Source organism: Phycisphaerales bacterium, assembly GCA_016699835.1.
Lineage (GTDB): Bacteria > Planctomycetota > Phycisphaerae > Phycisphaerales > UBA1924.
The window spans coordinates 1937488-1963206 of the sequence record CP064987.1 but is presented as its reverse complement, the minus strand read 5'-3'; the positions used below and the strand labels follow the sequence as shown (position 1 = coordinate 1963206).

The window sequence follows — 25719 nt, the reverse complement described above, 5'->3', positions numbered from 1 at the left end:
CGGCCGGTTGCGTTTTGGATTGGGCCACTATCGGCGAGGGTTTCGAGGCGTGCCGGCGCGCAGCGACCGCGGCGGCTTCGGGGGGTGCGGCGAGCGGGCCGATCTCGTATCCGGCGTGCTCCCATCGTGAGGTTCGATGTGGTCATCGCCCGACCCTTCAACCTCGATGTCCGACGAAACTTCGCCGACGCTCGCCCCATGATCGACGAAGCCCTCGGCAACATCGACATCACGCGTGAATGCTTCTGACTCATCACCCGACGATGGATCGGAGATGGTCGGCGACGAGTCGCCACCCCGGAGCCGCGCGAAGATGAGTCGGCCGGCCGAGGTCTGGAGCGACGAGACCACCTCGAGGGGCACCGTCTGCCCGATCGCCTCGCGCGCGTTCTCCGCGACGATCATCGTGCCATCGGGCAGGAAGCCCACGGCCTGCCCCGCCTGCTCGCCCGTGCGGAGCAACTTCACGACCAGTTCCTCACCCGGCAGCGCGTTGGGCTTGAGCGCGTTCCCGAGGTCGTTGAGGTTCAGCACCAGCACGCCCTGGATCGCCGCGACCCGGGCGAGCGCGAGATCCGTCGTCACGATCATCCCGGAGATGGATCGCGAGAGTTCCACAATCGCCTGGTCGGTCGAGGTGTTGGGAAACACCGTGTCGTCCACCGAGAGCGACGCGGTGGAGAGCCTTTGGAGGCGGGAGATGACATCCAGCCCGCGACGCCCCTTGGCCCTCTTGAGCGAGTCGGCGCTATCGGCGAGCGTCTGGAGTTCCGAGATCACCACCCTCGGCACGATCATCGGCGCCTGCAAGAAACTCGTCGAGGCGATGTCGGCGATCCGCGCGTCGATCAACGCCGACGTGTCGAGCACCAACGGCCTCGGCCCGCGAATCTGCTTGGCGAACTCGACATACGGAATCACCAGGCGGAAGTCGTCCTGGGTCTGCAGGACCGTCACCACGCTGAGGTAGCACAGGCTCACACCCAGGAGCACCTTCACAAGATTGACCAGCGGCTTGATGGCGTTGATGGCCGTGTCGTCGGCGATCCAACTCTCGATAACCAGATCGATGATGAACCCGATCGCGAGCGAGGCGAGCATCGCGCCGAGCAGGCCCAACGCGATCGAGAAGAGCGTCGAGATCTTTTTGCGGGGCGTCAGCACATCGATGACGACGACCACGGCGGCGGCCCCGGAGGCGACCAGCAGCGTCACCCACCAGTTGAGCGTCGTCGCCGCCGAGCCCGGCCCCTCGCTCAGGATGTACAGCAGCGTGACGGTCAGGAACAGGACGAAGAACGTCGCCCGGACGACGCGGATGAGGACATCGCGTTGGCGCCGATCGACGTCAAAGGGTGAGGCGTTGGTCGGGAGATCGCCCTGGCTCGCCTGGTCCTTGGTTTTTTCCGATTGGCCGCCCATGTGATGGGAGACTGTACGGATGGGCTTGGAGGGCGGGTCCGCCAAGCCTACCGTGAGTTGCTCCTTCTGGTCGACGGCCGGGCCCGATGCACGGGTGGCCCGTGAACCTGGTCAGGGCTTGACCGCAGCAGCCATAAGCGGCCGTCATCCGGTGCCGTCGGTGTCCTGGCCGTCGACCGGGAGGAGCATCCATTCTCACGGGCGCACGAACCTCCATCTGGCTCTGCACGCCCACCACCACGACAATGTTCCAATCGGCGCCACCCCGCGCGTTGTCGGACGTGGTTGCACGCGAACCCCGCGGCACGCCATGCTTGCACGAAGGTCGCGGCGCGGTAGACTGTCCACGTCATGACCAAACGACAGAGCCATCGCGCGACCATGCCCCAAGACCCAAAGCCCCGCAAGGGTGGGCTTCCCATCTGGGCGTATGTCCTGCTCGGCGCATTCGTCCTTATCGGGGTGCTCTGGGCGATCAGTCTGATGGCGTGAATGCGAACGCAAAGGACACAGAGGGTGCGCGGAAGACGGCAGAGGAGAAGTGCGTGCGTGGCACCACCGTGTCGCGTCACTCGTTCCGACTTCCTTACGTGATGTCACTCACGCCCGGTACGCGTTGGCCACCTTCGCGAGCGCCTCGCCCACCAAGCCGATCTGATCGTCGCTCAGATCGTGGTGCATGGGTAGGCTGAAGACCTTCGTCGCGAGCCTGTCCGAGACGGGGCAGTCACGCTTGTTCCACTTCGACAATGCAGGCTGCTCGGGGAGCGGCCTGGGGTAGTGCGTCGCCGTCGGCACGCCCTCGGCGCCCAGCGCCTTACAGAACTCATCACGCGTGCAGCGGAACTTCTTCGTGTCCATCTTCACCGTGTACAGGTGATACACAGGCTCGGCGTTCGGCGTCGTCGTCGGGGGCGTCAGCCCGGCGATCTCACGGACGATCGTGTCGTACTTCGCCGCGACGCGACGCCGGGCATTCGTCTGGTCCGCGAGCCGCTCCAGGCGTGAAACGCCAATCGCGCCGGTGATGTCGTTCATGCGATAGTTGTACCCGACGCTCTCATGGAGGTACTTGTCGGTCTCGCCATGTGAGCGGAGGAGTTTGATCTTCCTCGCCAGCGCGTCGTCGTTGCAGGTGATCAGCCCGCCCTCACCCGTCGCGAGGTTCTTGGTCGCATAGAGCGAGTACGTCACGGCATCTCCGAACGCCCCGATCCCCTTGCCCTTGTACGTCGCCAGGTGCGACTGGGCGGCGTCGTAGATGACCTTGAGCGAATGCTTCGACGCGAGCGCCTGCACCGCGTCGATGTCCACCGGGCATCCATACAGATGCGTGGCGGCGATCGCCCGGGTCTTGCCCGTCACCTTCTTCGCCGCATCATTCACATCGATCTGGAAGGTGTCGGGGTTGGCGTCGACAAAGACGGGAACGCCGCCGCGCGCCACGACCATCGAGACCGTGGCGATGTACGACCAGGCCGGGACGAGCACCTCATCGCCCCGCTCAAAGAGCGGCTCATACGCGAGTTGCAGAGCACACGTCCCATTGGCGCACGTCATCGCGTGCTTCGCGTGGGTGATCGCGCTCCACTTCTGCTCGAACTCCTCGCACTTCTTTGCCGCCCGGAGCATGCCGGACTGCAAAACCGCCGTCGCCGCGGCGATATCGCCCGAAGTGAGCGCGGTGGAAAGGAACGGAATCGACTTGCTGGAAACGGGGGTCCCGCCGGCGATCGCCAGACGGTCCGATGCGGTCGAGGTGGACAACGAAAACCCTCCCAGAAATGGCTATGGACGCCTAGCGACACCCCGGCCTCCAATGCACACGCGAGGCGCGGGAGGAACACTAGGAACACAAGCCTGCGGCGAGTCGTCTCCTTCTCAAATTGTTTGGGAATTGTTCCTGTGCACCGCCAACACAACACGACCGGCTCGGATTCAACACCGACTCTGTCGCCGGCCTTGGAACAGACGCGCCGTGCCCCTTCGTATAGTGGCACCATGACTTGCGCGAACAGAACCCGTTCCCGAATCCTGTGGGCCATGGCAGCGTTGTCGGTTGGAGCCGCATTTCTCGCGGGGGCCTCGCCACACAGCGCTCAACCCTCGTCGGCGATCACTGCAGATACCGCCGCCCGCACCTTCGCGGGGATCCGCGCCTTCACCAAGCCCAGCCGCGACGCCACCATCGGCTTCTCCATCACAACACAGGTGACCGAGGTCATTGTCAAGGGTGGACAGGCGGTGAAGAAGGGCGAGCCGCTGGTTCGTGGCAACGGCTCCGAGGACGCCGCGCTCCTCCGCCTGCAAAAAGCCCGCGCCGACTCGACGCTCCCCACGGACAAGGCCAAGGTCGCCCTCGATCTGGCCGACATCGAGTTCAAACGCGTCCAGGACAACTTCAATCGTGGCGCCGCCACGCAGCAGGAACTCGACCGCGTGCGCCTCTCACGCGAGAACGCCCGCATCGACCTCGAAACCGCCAACTGGGAGCGTCAGCAGGAGCAACTGGGCTATGACCGCCAGAAGGCGCGCATGGACCGCTACGAGTTGACCGCGCCCTTCGATGGGCACGTGGACACCATCGCCGTGGACGTGGGCCAGTCCGTCTCCGAGAGCGACAAGGTCGTTCGCGTCGTCAACGTGGACCTCCTGTGGATCGACGTCCCCGCGCCGATGCAGGACCCCGTGACGCTCGCGCTCAAGGAGCATGACGCGGCATGGATCATGCTCGAGGTCGCGGGAAGGTACCGCGTCGTTCGTGGTCACATCGCCGAGGTCAGCCCCGTTGCCGACGCCAGCAGCCGCACACGTCGCGTTCGAGTCGAGTTCACCAACGCGACCGGCGAGGACCGCGTCGTCGCCGGCGAGCCCGCGTGGGTCCGCTTCACCGAGCCCGACCAGGCTTTGCTCGACCGCCTCGGATTGGCCTCGTCCCGGTAGGCCCGACCGATAGACACACATGCGTCGCCCCGACGCCCGATTGGATACGCACACGCCGTGATCGACCTTTCCAGCCTCAAAGCCCCCGGTTGGCAGCGTGCCGTCGCCGAACTCTCGGCCCCGGCGGCGGACGATCGCGCGTACCTCCTCCGCCTCGTCTCCATCCTCAGCCAGATCGCCGGGGCGCGACAAGGCGCCCTCTGGACCATCACCGGACAACGCGAGGACGAGAGCGCCCCCCAGGAGCCCGTCCTCGACATGCTCTGGCCGGCGCCGGCCGTCGAGGGCGCCGCACCCGGCTCGGCCGTCGCCACCGCGCCGGACCAGTCGAGCGTGGACCACCTCGCCGAGGCCAAGGCCGCCGCCCAGAGCGCCGCGAGCCAGCGCCAGGCACGCGTCTACAGCCTCGACCAGAACGACGAGATCTATGACGTCACGGGATCGAAGGGATACATGCTCGCCGTCCCCGTGTTTGGCGGCATGCCCAACGAGGCCTCGATCGCCCCGCTCAAGGGCGTCGTCTCGCTCCTCCTCGATCATCGCTCGCGCCAGGCGCTCCAAACAACCGTTGCCCTCGTCGAGATCCTGACCGGGTATATCTACACCCACACCACGCAGCAGACGCTCCGGCGCGTGCGTTCCTCCTCGGCGTCGTTGGAAATGGCGACCCGACTCATCGCCTCCATGAACTCCGTCGAGGGGTTCAAGGCCGCGTGCATGCAACTGGTCAACGAACTCTGCCGCCAACTCGCCGTTGATCGCGTAGCGCTCGGCTGGGCGATCGGGAAGACCGGGGGGAGCGCCCGCCGCGTCGTGAAACTCGCCGCACTCTCCGACACCGAGCATCTCGACCGCCGCATGGCGATGATCCAGAAACTCGAGGCGGCGATGGAAGAGTGCCTCGACCAGGCCCAGCCCGTCCTCTTCCCTCCGCCGCCGGAAACCGGCGACGAGAACGCCGACGCGATCCTGTCGCGGGCCGTCGTCCACGCCCACCGCGATCTCGCCTCGGGCGACGCACGCCTCCGCGTCGGCTCGTTTCCGCTCCGAACCACCGACAAAGACGGCGAAGAGATCGTCGGCGTCCTCACGATCGAGTCCAGCCCCGCGCCCCAGAGCGGCCAGGCGACGATCAACGTCGAGACCGCCGAACTCCTCCAGGCCGCCCTCGACCTGCTCGCCCCGGTCCTCGTCGTGCGCCACAGCGACGACCGCAACCTCGCGCTGCGCACCGCCGCCGCCGCCCGCAAGGCCGCGGCATGGCTGGTCGGGCCGACGCACACCGTCTGGAAAATCGTCGGCGTGCTCGCACTCGTGACCTCCCTCGTCGTCACCTTCGTCCACACCACCTACCGCATCGGCGCGCCGATGGAACTCCGACCGCGCGACCTGCGCACCGTCACCGTCCCGTTCGAGGGGATCCTCTGGGAACTCGCGCCGGGGATCGGGCCCAACGTGAATGTGAACGAGGGCGACCTTCTTGCCGAACTCGACACGACGCGTCTGCGCCTCATGCTCAGCGAGGCCGAGAGTTCCCGCTTCCAATACCTCAAGGAAGCCGACGAGGCGACCAAGAAGAACGACCTCTCCGGGGCGCAGCAATCCCAGGCCAAGGTCGAGCAACTCGACGCTCGCATCGAACTCCTCCACACCCAGATCGATCAATCTCGCCTCGTCGCGCCGATCTCGGGCACGATCGTCTCCCCGGAGATCGACGACCGGCTGAAATCACTCGTCGAGGCCGGCACGCCCCTCTTCCAGATCGCCGACCTCTCCGAGATGATCGCCGTCATCCAGGTCGAGGACCGCGACATCTCCATGATCCACGACAGCAAGGATCCCACGGTTCCCCCCACCGTCGGCGAGATCGCGCCCAAGAGCGATCCCAAGCGCACCATCCCCATCGTCGTTGAGCGAATCGTCCCCATGGCCCGCGCCGACGAGGGCACCAACGCATTCGAGATCCGGGCCGCATTGCGCCCAGGGCCCAATCAGTCGCTCGACGGCTTCCTCCCCGGCGTCGAGGGCCAGGCGCGCCTCGACGGCCCGCGAAAGTCCCTCATCGGCATCGCGGGGCGACGAATCATCGATCAACTCCGCCTCTGGCTCTGGTGGTGAGCCGGCGACCACTCGAGCGCCGCGAGGCGCTCCACAACCCATGAACGATCGTCCCACATTCTCCCCCTTCTGGCACCGCGTCCGCACGCTCCGCCCGCGCCTGCGCCCGCACGTCCAGATCACCCGCCAGCACTACCGCGGCGGCCGCTGGCACGTCGTCCACGATCCCGCCTCCAACGCCTTCTATCGCCTGAGCCCCGTCTCCCACGAATTCGTCGGCCTGCTCGATGGCAAGCGCACCGTCGAGGCCGTCTGGGACATCGTCCTCACCAAGCACGCCGACCACGCCCCGACCCAGAACGAGGCGATCCAACTCCTCTCGCAGTTGTACACCGCCAACCTCCTCTCCGCCGACGTCCCGCCCGAAACCGAGCAACTCCTCCGCCGAGGCAAGGAACGACTGGGCCAGAAGATCCGTCAGCAGGCGATCGGCCTGATGTACTTCAAGGTCCGCCTCTTCAACCCCGATCGCCTCCTCACCTGGCTCGAGCCGATCGCCAGGCCCCTGCTCAACCCGATCGGTCTACTGCTCTGGGCGGTGTGGGTCATCGCGGCCCTCGTCACGGTCGTCGTCCCGCAGTGGGAGTCGCTCCGGACCTCCTTCCACGACGCGATCGCCCCCGCCAACTGGGCGTGGATGCTCGTCGTCTTCGTCGCCCTCAAACTCTTTCACGAGTTGGGCCACGGGCTCATCTGCAAGCGCTTCGGCGGGCACGTCCCCGAGTTCGGAGCCATGATGCTCGTGCTCGTCCCCGCGCCCTTCGTCGACGCGTCCTCCGCGTGGGCCTTCGAGAGCCGCTGGAAGCGCATCGCCGTCGGCGCCGGCGGCATGATCTTCGAACTCGCCGCCGCCGCCCTCGCCGCCCATGTCTGGAGCAACACCGCGCCGGGTCTCCTCCTCCACCAACTCGCCTTCAACGCCATGCTCACCGCGGGCGTCTCCACCGTCCTCTTCAACGCCAACCCGCTCATGAAGTTCGATGGCTACTACATGCTCAGCGACCTCCTGGGCATCCCCAACCTCATGCAGCGCTCCATGGCGATGCTCAAGCACCACTTCCAGGTCCACGTCTATCGCGTCCGCAACGCCACGCCGCCGACCTCCGATAGGGCCGAGGCCATCGCGCTCAATCTCTTCGGCGTCGCCGCCCTCTTCTACCGCGTCTTCCTCTTCGTCTCCATCACGCTCTATGTGATGGGCAAACTCTTCGCGATCGGCGTGATCCTCGCCGCGTGGACCGCCGCGATGTGGTTCCTCCTGCCCGTCGGCCAGTTCCTCCACTGGCTCGCGATCAGCCCAACGCTCGCCGACAAACGAGGTCGAGCCATCGTCGCGAGCGCGATCATGGTCGTCGTTGGGTTCGGGCTCATCGGGCTGATCCCCATGCCCGACCATCGCCGGGCCGATGGCGTCGTCACCAGCGACGCGCGCACCGCCGTCTTCTTCGGCGTCGCCGGCCTCGTCGAGACCGTCCACAAACGCCCCGGCGAGCGCGTCGAGAAGGATGAGCCGATCGTCACGCTCTCCAGCCCACTGCTCACCTCGCAACTCGCCGAGGCCCGGGCGTCCCTCAAGGAGAACGAGGCCCGGCGTCTCTATGCCGTCGCCCACAACCCCGCCGCCGCCCAGATCGCCGACAAGGACGTCGCCGTCAGCCATCAGGTCATCAAGGTGCTCGAGGAACGCGCCTCGCGCCTCATCGTCCGAGCGCCGCACGCGGGCTCCATCGTCGGCAGCGATCCCTCGCTCAAGGCCGGCGCCATGGTCGATGCCGGCCAACCCCTCTGCGAGCTCGTCGACAGCGACCACACCCATATCCGCCTCACCGCGACTCTCACGCAGGAAGAAGCGCTCTGGGTCAACGAACTCAAGCCCGAGGACTACACCACCGAGGTCCGACGCCTCGCCGACGCCGCGAGCGTCATCCCCGTCCGCGCCGAGCGCGTCTATCAGTTCGGCCTGCGCGATCTCCCCCACGAATCACTCGGCTACGCCGGCGGCGGCACCATCGAGATCGACGCCGCCGACCGCTCCGGCCGGCGCACGAAACGCCCCGTCTTCACCGCCGATTTCCGCCCGACCAGCCTCGTCTCGACCCCCACGCTCTATCCCGGCGAACGCCTCCGCTTCCGCTTCACGCTCGAGAGCAAGCCCGTCCTCTTCCAGTGGCTCGATCGACTCGAAAAGATGATGCAAGGCCGGGCGAAGGTGTAAGGGCAGAACGCAGAGGCCACAGAGGGTGAACAGAGGAAATCAATGAGAAGAACTGTGTTCCAGACATCGTAAATCGCCGTGACATTCTGAATTGACACGAATCCATGGACCCAACCCCACTTCCTCCTCCGTCTTCCTCTGCATCTCCTCCGCGTCCTCCGCGTTCTGTATCCCCATGACCCAGGCCCTCACCCGCTACGAACTGCTCTTCGACTCGCTCGCCTCGCGGCGGCGGCGGACCACCGTCCCCAAGGGCCTCGACTCATTCGCCCAACTCGCCGCGGTGAAGGTCAAGCGCGGTCGCGTCCGCAAGGCCTGGCTCGGACGCGAGGCCGACGCCATCATCGCCCTCGCCGCCTCCATCCGCAACCACTCCGAGAACGCCCTCGATCACGAGATCGCGCAGACCCGCGAGGTCTTCGTCCGCCGGCGCCAGACCGACGAGACCGTGCGGCGCGCCCTCGCCCTCGTCCGCGAGGTCGCGCGGCGCGCCACCGGCGAAGAGGCCTTCAAGGTCCAACTCATGGCCGCCCTCGCCCTCTACCACGGGCACATCTGCGAGATGCTCACCGGCGAGGGCAAGACGCTCACCGGCTCGCTCGTCGCCCCCGTCCTCGCCTGGCGACACCGCTCGCTCCACATCCTCACTGTGAACGACTACCTCGCGCAGCGCGACGCCCAGTCGCGCGGGCCCATCTATCGCCGCTGCCTCGCGAGCGTCGGCGCCATCACCGGGCCCATGGAGCCCGTCGAGCGCGCCGACATCTACATGCGATCGATCGTCTACGCGACGCCCAAGCAGATCGTCGCCGACTGGCTCCGCGACCAGATCCGCTTGGGGCCCGTCTCCACCGCGTGGCAAGGCTGGCACATCATGTCCTCGGCCGGGCCCGATCGCGCCCGCGGCATGGCCCCGATGGTCCCGGGCCTCCGCGCCGCGCTTGTGGACGAGGCCGACGCCGTCCTCATCGACGAGGGCGTCGTCCCCCTCATCATCGCCCGCTCGCGCCGCGAGGACGACATGGCCCACGCCTACACCATCGCCGCCTCGCTCGCCCAGAAACTCGACCTCGGTCCCGACTTCGAGATCGACCACGTCGCCCGCCGCGCCGACCTCAAGCGCCGTGGCCGCCATCGCCTCAAGGCCATGTTCGACGAGGCCGCCGCATCAGGCCCCGCCGCGGGCGTCTTCCGCGCCACGCGCCGAGCCGAGGAACTCGTCCGCCAGGCCCTTGTTGCGAGACACTGCTACCTCCACGGGCAGCAATACCAGATCGTCGAGGGCAAGGTCGTCATCGTCGACGAGTACACCGGGCGATTCCTCCCCGACCGCTCCTGGGAGCATGGGCTGCACCAATCCGTCGAGGCCAAAGAAGGCCTGGAGATCACCGCCGACCGCGAGACCCTCGCCCGCCTCAGTTTCCAGCGATTCTTCCGCTCGTACCCCACGCTCTGTGGCATGACAGGCACCGCCGCCGACGCCATCCCAGAGATGGAACGCGTCTACGCCCGCCCCGTCACCGTCATCCCCACCAACCGCCCGATCGCGCGCGTCGCCTATCCCACACGCGTCTTCCGCACGCAGCGCGATAAGTGGTCCGCCATCGCCCGCAGCATCGAGGAGATCCACGCCGAAGGCCGCCCCATCCTCGTCGGCACGCGCTCCATCGCCGCCTCGGAACTCCTCTCGCGACTCCTCACCGAGCGTGGCCTCCCCCACCAGGTCCTGAACGCCAAGCACGACAAGGAAGAAGCCGGTGTCATCGAACTCGCCGGTCGCGGCAACCTCGACATGACCTGCGACCTGCCCAGACATCTCCCGCCGCAGGAGACCGACGCGGGCCGAGTGATCGACGAGCGCGTCATTGAGGCGGCCGGTTCCGAGTTCGCGCCGGGCACCGCCGCCCAGGAACGCGCCCAACGCGACCGACTCGGGCACCTCCACGAAGCGATCGGCACCGCTCGCCGCGCCGGCGTCGCGAGCATCACCGTCGCCACAAACATGGCCGGCCGAGGCACAGACATTAAACTCGACGACGACGCCCGCGACCACGGCGGGCTCCACGTCATCCTCACCGAAATGCACGGCGCCAAACGCATCGACCGCCAGTTCATCGGACGCGCCGGCCGCCAAGGCGACCCCGGCAGCAGCCAGATCTTCGTCTCCCTCGAGGACGAACTCGTCCTCAAGTACGCCCCCTGGATCGCCGGCGTCATCCGCCTGCAACGAACACAACCACACCCCTCAACCTCATCCACCGACACGCTCACGCTGAGCCCAAAGGTCTCCGCGCCACAGGCCGCGGGCGAGATCCCCCTCTCCCCCGTGCTCGCGCGCCTCTTCCGATACGCCCAGATCCGCTGGGAATCACGCGATCGGCGCAACCGCGGGGCCGTCCTCCGCCAGGACGACTGGATCGACCGCCACCTCCCCGGCGTGGGCTGAAACTCACGCTCGCGAGTCAAGCCCCACCACGTCCACCTCGCACGCCTCGACAAGCCCCGCCTCCGCCCCCGCGCGCAACAGACGTCGCACAGCCTCCGCCCCTTCCACACCCATCCCCCGCGTCCAACGATTCACATACATCGCCACGTACGCATCGATCCGCTCCAGACTCGGCGGCTCACCCACCCCCCCAGACCGCTCCCCAGACCGCGTTGCGTTCCGAAGCGCATACGGCACGGTGTGCTCCAACCCCTCGCGCCGGTGCGACAACGCATACTCGATCGACGCCGATAGCATCCGCTCAACCTCACCGCACGTCCCGGCGCCGAACCGCGCATCGAGATCGCGACGAATCACGTTCGCCCCAAGCGGCAATGGCAATCCAAGCCGCCGCTTCCACCACTCCCCAAGATCAACCACCCGCCGCAGCCCCGCCTGCTCGAAGATCACCTGCCCCTCATGGATCACCACCCCCGCGTCCACCTCGCCCGACGCCACCGCGGGGATCACCTTCTCGAACGCCATCTCGACGAGTGAAACAGAGCGCGCCCTCCCGACCCGTGGCACAGGCGTCTCGCCTGTGTCATTGTCCCCCGCCTCCGCGAGCACCATCGAGAGCACCATGCACGCCGTGGTCTGCTTCCCTGGGATCGCGAGGCGAACCACGCCCTCACGTCCAACAAGATCGCCCATCTCACGCACGCGAGAATCATCTCTCACCACGACCTTCGGCCCGAATCCCTCGCCAAACGACGCCCCGCATGCCGTGATCGCGTATCGCTCGCGCACGCCCGGATACGCCGCGAACGAGATGGCCGTGATGTCAAAGTCACCCACGTCACGCGCCCGCCGGTTGAGCACCTGGATGTCCTCGGGGATCGACCGATACCGGAACCGCCCCGTCTCGATCGCCGGCGGCGCGAGAGGTCTTCCGTCCGGGGCGATCTTCCCGGTGATCGGCCACCACATGAACACGTCGTCCGGGTCGGGCGAGTGCGCAAGCGTCAGCACTGGTCGCGGGTCGTCGATCACGCGCTCCTACGCCTTGCTCGGCTCATCATCGAAGATCTCGAGTTGCCCCTGCTCGGACAGGAGCACGTCCGACACCGGGTGCTCGGGGTCCAGGCGATACTCGCCGCTGTAGCACGCCGTGCAGTAGTGCTCGCCGGGCCGATCCATGCACGAGAGCAGCCCCTCGAGCGTGAGATACGCCAGCGAGTCCACGCCGAGGTACGCCCGGATCTCCTCCACCGTGCGCCCCGTCGCGATGAGTTGGCTGCGCTCCGCGAAATCCACGCCAAAGAAGCACGGATGCCGGATCGGCGGACAGGAAATCCGCAGGTGAATCTCCTTCGCCCCCGCGGCCCGCAACTGGTCCATCTTCGCCCGTGTCGTCGTCCCACGCACAATCGAGTCGTCGACGATAATCAGCCGCTTGTCCCGCACGAGTTCCGAGATGATGTTCAGTTTCAGCCGCACCGCCGCCACGCGGTCGTGCTGCGTCGGCTTGATGAACGTCCGCCCGACATACCGATTCGGCACGATCGCCTCGCGATACGCCAAGCCGCTCGCCCGCGCATACCCCAACGCCGCGCTCCGGCCCGAGTCGGGCATGGGCACCACAAAGTCCGCCCCACCCCTCGGCGGCGGCGACTCTTTCGCCAGCGTCTCCCCCAAGCGCTCCCGCGTCGCCTGCACGTTCTGCCCAAAGACCACGCTCGCCGGATTCGCGAAGTACACGTGCTCGAACACACACATCGCCGAGCGCGGCACCGCATCCGCGAACCGTCTCGAAGTCACGCCCTGATCACTCAGCGTCACGATCTCCCCAGGCTCGACCTCGCGCACCAGCCGCGCCCCAAGCACGTCCAACGCCACTGTCTCGCTCGCCACCACCGCCGAGCCGTCGGGCATCTCTCCTAAAACCAGCGGCCTCCACCCCCACGGGTCCCGCGCCGCCTCGATCCGGTCCGCAAAGAGCATCACCAGGCTGAACGCCCCCTGCAGCCGGCGCAGCGCCGCCGCGAGCGGGTCGGGCGCCCGCTGCTGCTCGGGCGACGCGAGCAGGTGCACGATCGCCTCCGTGTCGCTCGTCGTCTGGAAGATGTGCCCGGCCTCCTCGAACTGCTGCCGAAGGAGGCGATAGTTGATCAGATTCCCGTTGTGCGCGATCGCGATCTGCCCACGAGAGTAACTCAAGAGGATCGGCTGCGCGTTGCACGCCTCCGAGCCTCCCGCCGTCGAGTACCGGTTGTGCCCGATCGCCCCACGCACGCCACGCTTCCCCGCCGACGCCTCGAGTTTCAGGATCGTCTCGGGGTCGAAGACCTCGGGGACAAGCCCCATCCCCGTCGCTCCCGCGAGCCGCTCGCCGTTGGAGATCGCGATCCCCGTCGATTCCTGCCCGCGATGCTGGAGCGCGTACAACCCGAGATACGTGTGCCGGACCGCGTCCACACTCGCCCACACGCCGAAGACCGCGCACTTCTCCTTGGGTCCGCCGCCGCGCACGCCGCCTGTGGAGGGAAGCACCGACAGCGGCAGTCGTCTCGCCTGCGTCACCGACCACACTCCCATGAACAAGCCATCATCGCCGCGCCGCACCCACGCCCCCGAACACCACAGGATAGCGGCCCACCTAAGGCCCCTTCGCCGGCGCGTCGTCCATCCCGGGCAATCGCTCCATCGTCCCCTCCCGAGACACCCGCAACTGGTCCGACTCGAGCAGATAGTTCAGAATCGCCGTACGCAGATCCGTCTGCGCCCGGTCCCGATTGTTCTCGGCATCAAGCAACTCGTTCAGCGAGTCCACCAGCGTCTGCGGATCGACCGAGTCCGCCTTCAGTTGCTGCCCCTGCAAACGCCTCCGGTTGATCTCCACCTGCTGCTCGGCCAGTTGCAACTGGAACCGCGCCACATCAATGCTCCGCGTCGCCGCACGCACACTCACGATCACCGTGTCTCGCGACTGCTCATACGACCGCTCCTGCTGCGCAAGCCGGATCTCCGCCTGGCGCACGCCAAGCCGCTCTGTCTCGCGATCCAGAGGCAACGAAAACGTCGCCCCCAACGTGTAGTTCGCATCATCACCACTCGGCGAAAGCCCGACCCGCTCCGATGGATCCGAGGGGATCTCCACGCTCGCGTCCAGCGAGAGATCCGGGCGCACCGCGTCCCTCGCGTTCGCCACGCTGCGCTGCGCATCAAGCACCTGATCCCGCGAGTTCTGCAGGTCCAGGCGATACTCGAGCGCCGCCCGCGTCGCGGCATCCTCATCCAGCACCGGGTCCGGAATGTCCAGATCGATCTCCGCGATCCGCACCGCCGCCTCGGGCGCCAGCCCCAGCCGAACCTTGAACCGATCCAGCCGCAATCGATACGTCTCACGCTGCCCGCGAAGACTCGCCTGGGCCGCAAGCACCCGGCTCGTCGCGATGCTCGTCTGGAACGCATCCAGCCGCCCTGCCTCCACGCGCGCCTGCGTCGAGGTCTCCAGCCGTTTGAGCGCCTCCAACTGCCGCTCCAGGTTCGCGATGCTCGCCTGCGCCTGCTTCAGGTCGAAGAAATCCGTCGCGATGTCCACGAGGTACGTCCGACGGAACCGCTCGAAACTCCGCGCCCGATAGACCAGCGTCCGCTCCGCCTGGATCAGGTCCTCGCGCGCCACGCTCCCAAAGCCGCGCAGCAGAGGCACGCTCCCCGACAAGACCAGGCTCGACGACTGCGTGTACCGTCCCGTCGCCTGCCGACGCAACTGCTCGCTCGCGCGGAACACCCAACTCGCCTCAACCTCACCGCCAAACGGCAGCCGCTTGGTCATCCGCAACCGGTTCACCACCCCCACCGCGTTCTGGAAATCTCCACCCGTCCCTGTTCCCGAGAGTTCCGCGCTCGTGTCATTAAAGAATCGTGGCCCCCACAGGTGACGCTCGATCAGGAGCGAGATCGCCGCGAGGATGTAGTCCTCTTCCGCCGACTTGAACTCGCGCCCGCCCGCCTGGGCCGCACGCAGCGCGCCGCCCAGCGACAGCATCGTCGAAGGATCCACGCTCGCGCCATTCTCATCACCCGATGGTGAGCCGCGCGACATCGAATCCGAATACGCCTTGAACTCACCCGCCGGCGTGTATCGCAACTCGTTCGCCAATGGGTTCACCGTGCCCGGCGTATCGAGCGCTTCACTGGGAGTCGTCCGCCCACTCGCACCCTTGCCTTCGACGCGGCGCGCACTCTCGCCAAGCCGCGCCGAGGTCAACCCCAGAAGACGATCCACCCGCGACTCAACGCTCTCGTGCACGCACCCACACACTCCACCAACGCCAACCAACACGACGGCTATCCAGCCCGTTCGCCGCCAACTCACGGTCCCCTCGACATGCCCCAAGTGTTGTGATCCTGTTCGCGTCATGTTCTTTTATGGACTATGGAGTCTTTTTTTACAAACCACTGCAAACAAATGACTTGGAATCTCATTTTGCCAAATTCTTGCTGATTTCAACCCTTGTTCATATGCTCAAAGCCTTACCCATTCCGATCGAGCCTGGCGCCACGTCTCGGGACGAGCGTGAGTTTCGATCATTCCTCCCTCCTGAGCCCACCCTATGCCCTCCATCACGCACGATGGTCGCAGTCTTCTACTCGATGGCCGTCGACTCTGGATCGCCTCCGGCGCGCTCGCCTACGCACGCCTCCCGCGCGACACCTGGCGCGACCGCGTCCATGCCGCCAAACTCGCCGGACTGAACTGCATCGATGTTCCTCTCTTCTGGAACTGCCACGAGCAGCGCCCCGGCAAGTTCGACTTCAAGGGCGACAACGACCTCCGCCATCTCATCGAGATCATCAAACGCGAGAATCTCTACGCCCTCCTTCGTCTAGGACCATACGTCGGCGATGAGTGGGACATGGGCGGCCTCCCCGCGTGGCTCCTCGAAAATCCCAACGTCAAACTCCGCACCGCCAACGGCCCCTTCCTCGAGGCCTCCTCTCGATTCATCTCCGCCGTCGCCGACCAGGTCAAAGACCTCCAGGTCACAAGCCCCGGCCAGGGTGGCCCCATCGTCGCCCTCCAGATCGAGTCCAGTTGGACCTGTGGCAAGGACCAACTCGCCCACGATTACCTCGGCGAACTCAGCCGATACGCGCGCGAGGCCGGCCTCAACGTCCCCTGCATCAACAACAACAACCTCTGGCAGGCCGTCGAAGGCGAGATCGATGGCTGGGTCGGCAGCGAGGACATGCTCGCCACCATGCGCCAACTCGGCTTCGTCAAGCCCGACCAGCCCCGGTTCGTCATCGGATTCCGCGTCGGACGCGAACGCATCTGGGGCGAGCCCGAACCCACGCCACTCTCCCCCTGGGAAATCCAACGCCGACTCGCCGAGATCCTCGTCGGCGGCGGGCAGTTCAACATCCGACCCTTCGCCGGAGGCACCAACCACGCCTTCTGGGGTGGCCGCTCCGCCGAGGGCTGGGGACGATTCTTCACGACCAGCGCCGATGCCGGCGCGCTCGTAAAGGAAGATGGTTCCCCCGCCCCCGCCTACCACGCCGTCCGCCGCATCGCCCACCTCTCCTCACGCTTCGGACGCGTCTTCTCTCACCTCGACCCCGCCCATCTTCCCGTCGTCCTCGACCCCGGTGCGCCGTCCACAGACGGCAATCCCACCGTCGTCCCCGCCGCCGGCTCACAGGGTGGCATCGTCTTCGTCTTCTCGCCCCCAACCGAGACTGCCAAGCCCAAGCGCGCCAAGAAGACCAAGGGCGCCCTCCCGCCGCCGCCCCCCACGCGAACCTTCTCCCTCCTCATGCCCGACGGCTCCTCCCTCCCCGTGACCTTGGGTGAGCAGTCCGTCGCCTGGTGCGTCTTCCGCGTCCACGTCAGCGGCCGATCCATCATCGACTACTGCAACCTCAACGCCTTCGCGACCTTCGGCCAGACCTTCGTCTGCTTCGGGCCCGCCGGCGCCCGCGCCATGCTCTCGGTCAACGGCTCCCCCGTCGAACTCACCGTCCCCGAAGGCCGAACGCCCCTCGTCATCACCCACGAGGGACTCACCGTCGTCATCGTCTCCGAGCAACTCATCGACCACACCTTCGTCACCGACCACGGCGTCTTCGCCGGCGTCCAATCCATCTCCGCCGACGGCATCGCTATCCCCCTCCCCGGCGAGAAGCACTACACCCACGTCGATGCCGATGGCAAAATGTCCCAGGTCCCCGTCGCCCCCGAGAAGAACTCCAAATCGGAGAAGATCACCCTCGGCACATGGACCCTCGCCGACTGCGACGACTACCTCGCCGGCACCAGCCCGCGCTACGCCACCATCAACGCCCCCACCGAACTCACCCACCTCGGCAGCCCCTTCGGCTACGGGTGGTACCGCGTCCAACTCAAGAACTCCTCCACACGCAAGGCCAAACTCCTCTTCCCCGAGGCCGCCGACCGGCTCCACGTCTTCGCCGACGGCAAGGAAGTCGGCGTCGTCGGCGCCGGCCCCGGCGCGAGCCACGACCTCTCCTTCCCCGTCAAGAAGGGCGACCAGAACATGGTCGTCCTCGCCGAGAACATGGGCCGATTCAGTTCCGGGGTCCACCTCGCCGACCGCAAGGGCCTCTACGGGCACGCCCACGAGTACGCCCCGCTCAACGTCGCCAAGCCCAAACTCGTGCGAGGCACGCCCATCGACGTCCTCGCCGCCATGAGCCCCCTCTGGGACACCCGCGAGGGCGAGACCACTCTCCCCGATCGCGTCACCTGGTCGCTCTCCTCCCGCAAGAAGAGCCCCCTCATCGTCCGCTTCACCAACTTCCCCGGGCGCGCCCTCCTCGTTCTCAACGACGAGATCCTGGGCTACGCCGACCGCGCCGGCCCGCGCGCCATCATCATCGACGCCGAGCGAATCAACAAGGGCACCACCTTCCAGATCGCCATGCTCGCCGAGAACGCCCTCAAGGTCGCCCTCGAGGACGTCGCCGCCGCCGTCGAGTTCTTCGAGGCCTCCAGCACCTTCACCGAGAAGGCCGACTTCGCCTTCGCCAAATGGGAAATGCCCCAGAACACCGCCTTCGGCCCTATGAAGTCCGCCACCAAGGGCGCCGATGGCCCCGCGTGGTACCGCTGCACCTTCAAGGTCGGCACCTCCCATGCCCCGCTCCACCTCGATCCCGCAGGACTCACCAAGGGCCAGATCTATCTCAACGGCCGCCACGTCGGACGATACTTCGTCGCCACGCCCTCGAGCGCCGGCCTCAAGCCCGTCGAGCCCCAGTCCCTCTACCTCCTCCCCGACGCCTGGCTGAAACACGGCCTCGAGAACGAGATCACCCTCTTCGAAGAGCATGGCTCCAGCCCCGCCAAGGCCCGCCTCATCTACGCCAGCCCCGAATCACCCATCCGCTCCTAATTCCCTACATCCTCTCGTGGCACAGGGCCTCCCTTGTGTCTACACCTCCTACACATCCACTCACACCTCGAACCACGCGAGGCCACATTGCCCAAGAAACAAAGTCCCAAACCCGCCCGTCCGACCGCCGCCGCGCCCACTCCAACTCCAGCCAAATCGGCCAAGCCCGATCCCGCGCGGAAGATCTCCCTCGTCCAGCAGGCGATCTCCTTTGCCCAGCGTCGCCACCGCCACCAGACCCGGCGCGATGGCAACACGCCCTACGCCGCCCACGTCGTCCGCGTCGCCTTCACCATCGAACGCGTCTTCGACCACCACGACGAGGCCACCATCGCCGCCGCACTCCTCCACGACACCATCGAGGACACCCACACCGACTTCGAGGACCTCGCCGAACCCTTTGGCCAAGACGTCGCCGGCCTCGTCGCCGCCCTCACCAAGAACATGGCCCTCCCCGAAATCGATCGCGAGCGGGCCTACGACCTCCAACTCGCCCGCGCCGACTGGCGCGCCCGCCTCATCAAACTCGCCGACGCCTACGACAACCTCTGCGACACCGAGACCCTCCCCGATGGCCAGGCCGACGCCAAACGCCTCAAGGACGCCTTCGACCGCGCCCACAGAGCCATCACCCTCGCCGAAACCGACGCGCGAACCCACGACACCAGCCAACGCGCCATCGACGCCCTCACCGCGCTCATCGACGCCAAACTCAAGGCCAAAGCCAAGAAGAAGCCCGCGAAGTAGACGACGCCCTCCTGGTGGCACCGCTCCCGGTTTTGGGTTCTTGGTGGCACTGCTCTCCAGAGCAGTGTTCTCCGCTACCTCTGTCCTTCCCCCCCCAACAGATCCGGCCGCCGCTCCCGGGTCCTCTCCATCATCTTCTCCAGCCGCCACGCCGCGATCTTCTCGTGATCACCCGAGAGCAGAACCTCGGGCACCTCCATCCCCTCCCACACCCGTGGCCTCGTGTAGTGCGGGCAATCCAAGAGCCGCTCGCCCGCCTTCCCCAGCACACCGAAACTGTCGCTCGCGTTCGAGTCCTCGTCGCCCAAGGCCCCGGGTATCAGCCGCACGATCGCGTCGATCAACACCATCGCCGCCAGTTCGCCGCCACTGAGCACGTAGTCCCCGATCGAAACCTCCATAGGCCGAAGCCCCTCGATCACCCGCTCGTCCAGCCCCTCATAGTGCCCCGCAATCATCAACAGCCTCGGCCTCGTCGCGAGCGATTCCACCAACGCCTGCGTGAGCGGCACACCCTGTGGTGTCAACAAAATCCGTGTCGCCTCTCGCGGATCCATCGTCTCCACCGCCGTCACCGCATCAAACACCGGCTGGCACATCATCACCATGCCCGGCCCGCCGCCGAACGGCCGGTCGTCCGTCTTCGCGTGCTTGTTCGCCGCATACGCCCGGATGTCCGTCGCATGGACCTCGACCAGCCCCTTCGCCATTGCCCGTCCCGGAATGCTCACGCCCAACGCCGCGGGCGGCGTGGCGCCGAACATCTCCGGAAACGTCGTCAGCACATCGATCCGCACGCGACCATCGACCCCTTCTCGTGGCACAGGCGTCCCGCCTGTGTCTCCGTTCTTCTACTTCGCCACTTCACTCCAAAAACAAAATCCCCGGGCCACTCGCGCCCGGGGATTGTTGATGCTCTTTGATTCGCGAGATCGGATTACTCCTTCTTCTCGCCCTCACCAGCCGCCGCAGCCGCGGCCGCGGCCACCTTCTTCTTCTCCACATCCTTGCGGTGCCACTCGCGCGTCTTCTCCCAATCCTTCGTCTCGACCAGCCCGTTCTTCGCCAGGAAGTCCATCGCCGTCTCGCTCGGTTGGGCGCCCACGCTCAGCCAGTGCTTGATGCGGTCGGTCTTGATCTGCAGACCCTTCGCCGCGTCCTTCTCCATCGGATCGTAAAAACCAAGTTCCTCGATCACGCGCCCGTCACGACGCGTCCGCTGATCCATCACGCACAACCGAAAGAACGCCCGCTTGTGCCGACCGAACCGCTTGAAACGAATGCGAACCATCGAAACCTCCAAATCGCCCCGGCACAGCCCGGCCATCGCCGACACCTTCACGGAGCATGCCCAAGTTGTTCCTGCTCCAGTCCTTCCGACACCACGCCGGCGACAAAGCAGGGTCGAGATGGTAGCCGCCCGCCCCGCCCCAAGGTGGCCCCATTCCGAGGTGGCATTGCTCCGAGGTGGCACCACTCTCCAGAGTGGTGCAAGTGCCTCACGAAGAGCCGACCCGATCCCGCAGGTCCAGCACCGACGAAAATCGGCCCCCTCAGGCCCCCTTCGTGTCTTCAGAACCAACATCCGGCTTGTCATTTGTAAAACCAGACCGTTCTGTATAAATCTCGCCGCCTGGCGGGATCTCGATCTCCTCGATCACTGTTCGACGCACAACCACCGGACCCTGGGGCGTATCGCGTGTTTCCTCCGTCACGTCGCGTCTGGTCACCACCCCGTGTCCATCGCTATCGCACTTCTTGCCCGGCTCGGCCTTCGCCGCCTGCCATAAATGCCCCACGAACGCCCCCAGCGACCGCATCAGCGGCGGCTTCTTCTTAGGCCCATTCTGGTCGGCACCCCTGGGATGTTCGGAGGACTCCATTTCGCCACCATAGCACTGGCACCGTCCCGCCGCTCACGATACATTGTCCGGCCACGGACTTCGGCTTGCCGTCGCCACCCTGAGATGCATGGACGCCCACACTTCCCTTCGAGGAGCGGTCGCCACCATGCCCAACCAGAACTCACAATCCCGAACCCCGTTCACGCTTGCCGCGGCCGTCGCCCTGTTCTTGTCCAGTGTCACGGAACTCCGCGCCGCCCCACCACTCGTCAAGAAACCCCACCCGATCATCACCGAAATCCTCTACGCCGTCCCCAAAGGCGACGACGGCGACGCCTCACAGGATGGCCGGCGCTCCGCCACCGGCGACGAGTTCATCGAACTCATCAACCCCCACGACACGTCCATCAACCTCAAGGGCTACGCCATCGTTGATGGCCGCCCTCTCAAAGGCCCCGACGCCAAGCCCGCCATCGAGCCGAAAGGAACAGGCCGAGGCGGAAAATCCACAACGCCACGAGGCAAGGGCACACCCAACCCCTCCGACGAACCAGGCGGAGATTCAACTCCCGCGACCAAGAAACCCAAGTCTCGGGTCATCTTCACCTTCCCCGATCTCACATTGAAACCCGGCGAGATCGTCGTCGTCTTCAACGGCTTCGAGACCACACCCAAAGGCTCCGCCGATCAGATCGGAACCTCCACCAAGGCCCCATCCAGGAACCCGAACTTCCACGACGCCTACGTCTTCACCATGCAGACCAAGAGTTCCTATGCCGCCCTCGCCAACACCGGCGACTGCGTCAGCCTCATCGCGCCCGACGCCACGGCCATCGAGTGCGTTCACTGGGGCGACACCAGCGACAAAGACGACGAAGGCACCAACACCACGTCCACACTCGACGAGAAGGCGCCCTCAAGCGACGAGGTCAAGGGCAGCATCCAACGCACCACGCTCCACCAGGGCTCGGCGTTCAAGTCCCACGACTCTCTGAATCTTGCCGCCAGAGGAACGCGATTCAGCCCGGGAGTCTTCGAGGAATCCACCGACCCGGCCCCACCAGCCGATCCATCCGACGACACAAAGAGCGGCTCGTAACGCCTCGCGCCCAGCGAACACAGGTGGGCGCCTGGTCCGAGCAGCCTGGACTCAGTCCTTCTTCTCGCCCTCGATCGGCTCGGGCTCTTCTTTTTTCTCGTTCGCGGCCGGAGTCTCACCCGCGGCGGCCTCTCGCGGAGCCAGTCCCAACGCCGTGCGGATCGCGGCGTCGATCGCCGCGCGCGAGCCATCCTTATGGGCCGCGTTGATCGGCGTGACCGTGCCATCACGCGACACGATCGCCACACCCGGATACGTGAACACGCCGCACGCGTTGGCGAGCGACTCACCAGCCTCGAGCAGCGGCATCGCGCCCGCCAGGCCGGCCGACTCCACGATCGCGCTCGCGTCGGCAGGGTCGCGCTGGCGGACAAGAACGCCATACACAACCAGCCCCTCACCGCCTCCAGTGGCGCCCGCCACGCCCGAGTGCTCGTCGAGAATCGTCTTCAGCGTCGCGTGCCAGTCCCTCGACGAGACGCACCACGAGCCGAAGAAATCCAGGATCGCCACCTTCCCGGAGAGCGACTCCCGCGTCACCTTCTCCCCCGAGCCGACGCGCGTCAACGAGAACTCGGGAAGTCGAATCTCCGGCGGCGGCGGAAGAGGCGCGGGCATTCCCGAGTCAGCACTCTTCGTTCCTTCAACTATCTCCACCGGCCTCGCGTCCGTCACCAACGGCTTTCCCGGCGAAGGACGCGGTGGCTTGGCCTCGACCGGGTTGATCGCCGGCGCCGCCGTCCGGTCCTCGCCATATCCCTCGGGAAGTGCGACGCGCAGCGACTCGCGCGTGAACGCCGGGCTCTCGCTCACGCTCGTCGCGCGCACGCTCCGCAGATTCCACGTGAACGCGTCATCGCCGTCGCCCACGGCCTTCTTGCTCCGCCGGGGCAATCCATCCTCCGTGCCGAACCACCACATCATCTTCGCGCCCCGCGCGCCCGACCTCATCCACACCCCCTCACACGCCACACCGTCGATGGTCTCGGGCTCGAGCAGGCCATAAGACGTCGCCCCCGAGTTCAGGAACTTGTCGAACGGACGCGCCGTCATGATGTCCTCGAGGCGCAGCGTCTTGGCGGCCTGAAGCGTTGTGCCCCGGGCGCTCCGCGTCGGCTTCTCGATCAGTTTCCGATCCGAGTGGTCGATCCATTCCGCCGTCCGCTCCAGCCACGTCGCGTTGAACCCCTGGTCGAGCGGCGTCCCCGCCTCCGCGCCGCTCACCGACACAATCCACGTCGAGTCCCCCGACTCGCTCGTGCGGAGCATCCGCACATCCCCCGACGAACCCTTCATCATGCTCGCGACGAGCGCGCTGGGGGTGTACTCCACCGAGAACGCAAGCGACGATGTGTTCTCCAGCACCGACGCCGCGCGTTCGAGAATCCCCTTCGCCCGGGCCACGTCGCCGCTGAGCACGCTCGAATCGCTCGCCGTGCCCGGCGTGGTCGCCGGGAGCGCCATCGGCTCGGGCGACGCCTCAGCATCGGCCGTCGGCTGCGCCCACGCGCCGCCGACGATCGACACGCTCGCGACACCCGCCAGCACCCCGCGAACCCAATTGAACGCAACGACGCCCCTCAAAATCCTCTGACGATTGCCATTCATTGAAAATCCACCTTGGGCATCGCCCCGTTCTCCGTCGCCGGCGGCCTGAGCATCATCGCCAGAGCACCCGCCGGATCCTCAGACGCCATCAATGCCTCGCCCACAATCGCGATCTGCACGCCCACGCGCCGAAGTCGCGCCAGGTCCCGCGACGCCGAGACCCCCGCGTCCGACACCAGAACGCCCCGATCCTCGACCATGTCCGCGAGGCGGAGCGTCGTCGTCAGGTCGGGCTCGAGATTCTCCGCGTTTCGATTGCTGATCGACAACAGACAGTAACTCGGATGCGGAAACCCGACATGATGCCTCACACGCAGCAGGTGCTCCATCGAGTGCACCTCGATCAGGCTCGTCAGCCCCAGCCGCTGCGCCAAAATCAGCATGTCGAGCAACTGCCCCTCGGGCAGGATCTCACTCGTCAGGATGACCGCATCCGCCCCCGCGGCCCGGCTCTCCCAGATCTGCCACGGATCCACGATCAGATCCCGCCGAAGCACCGGCAGATCCGTCGCTTCTTTCACCACCCGCAGGTCCCCCAGACTGCCGCCCAGATGCCCCGCGTCCGTCGGCACCGAGATCGCGCTCGCCCCCGCCTGTGAATATCGTCTTGCAAGCGTCGCGAGCGCCTCCCGGCTCGCCGGGGATCCGCCGAACTCCGGCCGAAGCCACGCCCCCGACGCCGACTTGCGTGAAACGTCCGCGATGATCGACACCCCACCCTCGCCCGAGGCCCCAGCATGCCGAGTCACGGCCGTGAAGAAGTTCCGAGGCGACTCCTCGCTCAGCGCGCTCGCCTCCAGTTCCGAGAACGCCATCGCCGATTGAAGTCGAGCGACCTCCGCTCGCTTGAGCGAGGCCAGATGGTGGAGTAGGTCGGTGTTCGGGATCACTGCAGACATTGTTGGCCTTCGCCCCGTGGCACACACGCTCCACGCCATCCTCGCCCTCCTCCCCCAGACGTCCTCCACCACGGTGCCCGTCACGGATTCGAACGCCCTTTCCAAGGTCGGCGAGCAGATCTCCTCCGCCGCCTCTCACACCGCTGGCGAGACGTGGATCCTCGTCCTGGCTGCCCTCGTCCTCGTCGGCCTGCTCATCGGGCGACTGGTCCGCCACAACGAGTCCCCCCTCGCCCACCGCACCGTCGAGGAGCACCCGTGGTGGCTCTACCTCGCGTGCGCCTTTGCCACCTTCGTCGCGCTCAGCATCGGCCCGAGCCTGGCCACCACTCTGGGACTCTTCAAGGGCGACTCGCCGGAGAGTTACCGACTCCTCGTCGCGACCCAACTCTGCGGCTCGCTCGTCGGGGCGCTCATCGGCCTGCTCCTGGTCCGCCTCGTCGTCGCCTCGGCCTCGTCCTCGGGGCTCGACATCAAACTCGGCGATCTCCCGCGCGGACTTCTGTGCTTTGCCATCGCCATCCCCGTCGTCTTCGCGTCGGGCATCCTCGCGACCGCGATCCAGCGCTCGATGGGCGGCAGCATCGACACCCTCGCCCATCCGCTCCTCACCAAGATGGCCGACCACCAGAACGACCCCTGGACGCTCGCTCTTATCGCCCATGCCGTGGTCCTCGCGCCGATCGCCGAGGAGGTCATCTTCCGTGGGTTCCTTCAGTCCGCGGCGCTGCGCCTCGTGAAGCGTGCCTGGCTTGCCGCCACCATCTCGGCCGTGCTCTTTGCCGCCATCCACATCGGCACGGGCGAGAACGCGATTCCCTGGTACGCCATCGTCCCCATCTTCGTGCTGGGTCTCGCCAACGCCATCGCCTTCGAGCGCACCGGCCGCCTGGGAGTCCCCATCGTCATGCACATGGCCTTCAACCTCGCCAACATCCTCATCGCAAAGAACGCCTGAGATTTGCGGGCTTT

The 25719-nt window shown here is 66.4% G+C and carries 19 protein-coding genes and 1 other RNA gene; 10 read left to right on the top strand and 10 right to left on the bottom strand.

From position 1 onward, the window contains the following. Positions 1-27: 27 nt before the first annotated feature. Positions 28-1422, bottom strand: a complete 1395-nt coding sequence (locus tag IPK69_08195) for a PIN/TRAM domain-containing protein (GenBank protein ID QQS07989.1) — start codon at positions 1420-1422, stop codon at positions 28-30. Between the two features lie 75 nt (positions 1423-1497). Between IPK69_08195 and ffs the strand changes: the two genes are divergently transcribed. Both ffs and IPK69_08185 read left to right on the top strand, forming a co-directional pair. Further along, positions 1498-1596, top strand: an RNA gene (gene ffs, locus IPK69_08190) — signal recognition particle sRNA small type. A 177-nt stretch (positions 1597-1773) separates the two neighbouring features. Further along, on the top strand, positions 1774-1914 hold the full coding sequence (locus tag IPK69_08185) for a hypothetical protein (GenBank protein ID QQS07988.1): 141 nt from the start codon (positions 1774-1776) through the stop codon (positions 1912-1914). 108 nt (positions 1915-2022) lie between these two features. Here the strand turns inward: IPK69_08185 and IPK69_08180 are convergent, their stop codons facing one another. Beyond that, the gene (locus IPK69_08180; GenBank protein QQS07987.1) at positions 2023-3189 is read right to left on the bottom strand and encodes a DegT/DnrJ/EryC1/StrS family aminotransferase; all 1167 of its coding nucleotides are present in this window, start codon (positions 3187-3189) and stop codon (positions 2023-2025) included. Positions 3190-3465: 276 nt separating this feature from the next. On the opposite strand from IPK69_08180, the gene IPK69_08175 reads away from it, so the two are divergent. The 4 genes from IPK69_08175 to IPK69_08160 all read left to right on the top strand — a co-directional run bounded on the left by IPK69_08175 (position 3466) and on the right by IPK69_08160 (position 11144). After that, positions 3466-4365: an efflux RND transporter periplasmic adaptor subunit gene (locus IPK69_08175; protein QQS07986.1), complete on the top strand. Its 900-nt coding sequence runs from the start codon at positions 3466-3468 to the stop codon at positions 4363-4365. Positions 4366-4422: 57 nt separating this feature from the next. After that, the gene (locus tag IPK69_08170; GenBank protein QQS07985.1) at positions 4423-6483 is read left to right on the top strand and encodes an HlyD family efflux transporter periplasmic adaptor subunit; all 2061 of its coding nucleotides are present in this window, start codon (positions 4423-4425) and stop codon (positions 6481-6483) included. 40 nt (positions 6484-6523) lie between these two features. Further along, entirely contained in the window at positions 6524-8698 is a 2175-nt protein-coding gene (locus tag IPK69_08165; protein QQS07984.1) for a hypothetical protein, read from the top strand. Between the two features lie 175 nt (positions 8699-8873). Continuing rightward, positions 8874-11144, top strand: coding sequence for a hypothetical protein (locus IPK69_08160; protein QQS07983.1), 2271 nt, complete (start codon positions 8874-8876; stop codon positions 11142-11144). A gap of 3 nt (positions 11145-11147) precedes the next feature. On the opposite strand, the gene IPK69_08155 is transcribed toward IPK69_08160, so the two are convergent. The 3 genes from IPK69_08155 to IPK69_08145 all read right to left on the bottom strand — a co-directional run bounded on the left by IPK69_08155 (position 11148) and on the right by IPK69_08145 (position 15441). Beyond that, entirely contained in the window at positions 11148-12176 is a 1029-nt protein-coding gene (locus IPK69_08155; protein QQS07982.1) for an ABC transporter substrate-binding protein, read from the bottom strand. A gap of 6 nt (positions 12177-12182) precedes the next feature. Beyond that, entirely contained in the window at positions 12183-13721 is a 1539-nt protein-coding gene (gene purF / locus IPK69_08150) for an amidophosphoribosyltransferase (protein QQS07981.1), read from the bottom strand. Positions 13722-13782: 61 nt separating this feature from the next. Next, positions 13783-15441, bottom strand: a complete 1659-nt coding sequence (locus IPK69_08145) for a TolC family protein (GenBank protein ID QQS07980.1) — start codon at positions 15439-15441, stop codon at positions 13783-13785. A 304-nt stretch (positions 15442-15745) separates the two neighbouring features. Between IPK69_08145 and IPK69_08140 the strand changes: the two genes are divergently transcribed. Beyond that, on the top strand, positions 15746-18550 hold the full coding sequence (locus IPK69_08140) for a beta-galactosidase (protein ID QQS07979.1): 2805 nt from the start codon (positions 15746-15748) through the stop codon (positions 18548-18550). An 87-nt stretch (positions 18551-18637) separates the two neighbouring features. Next, entirely contained in the window at positions 18638-19297 is a 660-nt protein-coding gene (locus IPK69_08135; GenBank protein ID QQS07978.1) for an HD domain-containing protein, read from the top strand. A gap of 74 nt (positions 19298-19371) precedes the next feature. Here the strand turns inward: IPK69_08135 and trmD are convergent, their stop codons facing one another. The 3 genes from trmD to IPK69_08120 all read right to left on the bottom strand — a co-directional run bounded on the left by trmD (position 19372) and on the right by IPK69_08120 (position 21180). Continuing rightward, positions 19372-20094, bottom strand: coding sequence for a tRNA (guanosine(37)-N1)-methyltransferase TrmD (gene trmD, locus IPK69_08130; GenBank protein ID QQS10447.1), 723 nt, complete (start codon positions 20092-20094; stop codon positions 19372-19374). Between the two features lie 140 nt (positions 20095-20234). Then, positions 20235-20588, bottom strand: coding sequence for a 30S ribosomal protein S16 (gene rpsP, locus IPK69_08125; GenBank protein QQS07977.1), 354 nt, complete (start codon positions 20586-20588; stop codon positions 20235-20237). Between the two features lie 262 nt (positions 20589-20850). After that, a complete protein-coding gene (locus tag IPK69_08120; protein ID QQS07976.1) occupies positions 20851-21180 on the bottom strand; it encodes a hypothetical protein in 330 nt (109 codons plus the stop codon). A 127-nt stretch (positions 21181-21307) separates the two neighbouring features. Between IPK69_08120 and IPK69_08115 the strand changes: the two genes are divergently transcribed. Continuing rightward, positions 21308-22240 (top strand): lamin tail domain-containing protein, encoded by a 933-nt coding sequence (locus IPK69_08115; GenBank protein ID QQS07975.1) that lies wholly within the window; start codon positions 21308-21310, stop codon positions 22238-22240. Between the two features lie 51 nt (positions 22241-22291). On the opposite strand, the gene IPK69_08110 is transcribed toward IPK69_08115, so the two are convergent. Further along, the gene (locus IPK69_08110; GenBank protein QQS07974.1) at positions 22292-23848 is read right to left on the bottom strand and encodes a TlpA family protein disulfide reductase; all 1557 of its coding nucleotides are present in this window, start codon (positions 23846-23848) and stop codon (positions 22292-22294) included. Continuing rightward, entirely contained in the window at positions 23845-24738 is an 894-nt protein-coding gene (locus tag IPK69_08105; protein ID QQS07973.1) for an indole-3-glycerol-phosphate synthase, read from the bottom strand. Before IPK69_08105 ends, IPK69_08110 begins: the two co-directional genes overlap by 4 nt. A 25-nt stretch (positions 24739-24763) precedes the next feature. Here IPK69_08105 and IPK69_08100 point away from each other — a divergent pair, with 25 nt between their 5' ends. Beyond that, on the top strand, positions 24764-25705 hold the full coding sequence (locus IPK69_08100; GenBank protein QQS07972.1) for a CPBP family intramembrane metalloprotease: 942 nt from the start codon (positions 24764-24766) through the stop codon (positions 25703-25705). The last annotated feature ends 14 nt before the right edge of the window (positions 25706-25719 follow it).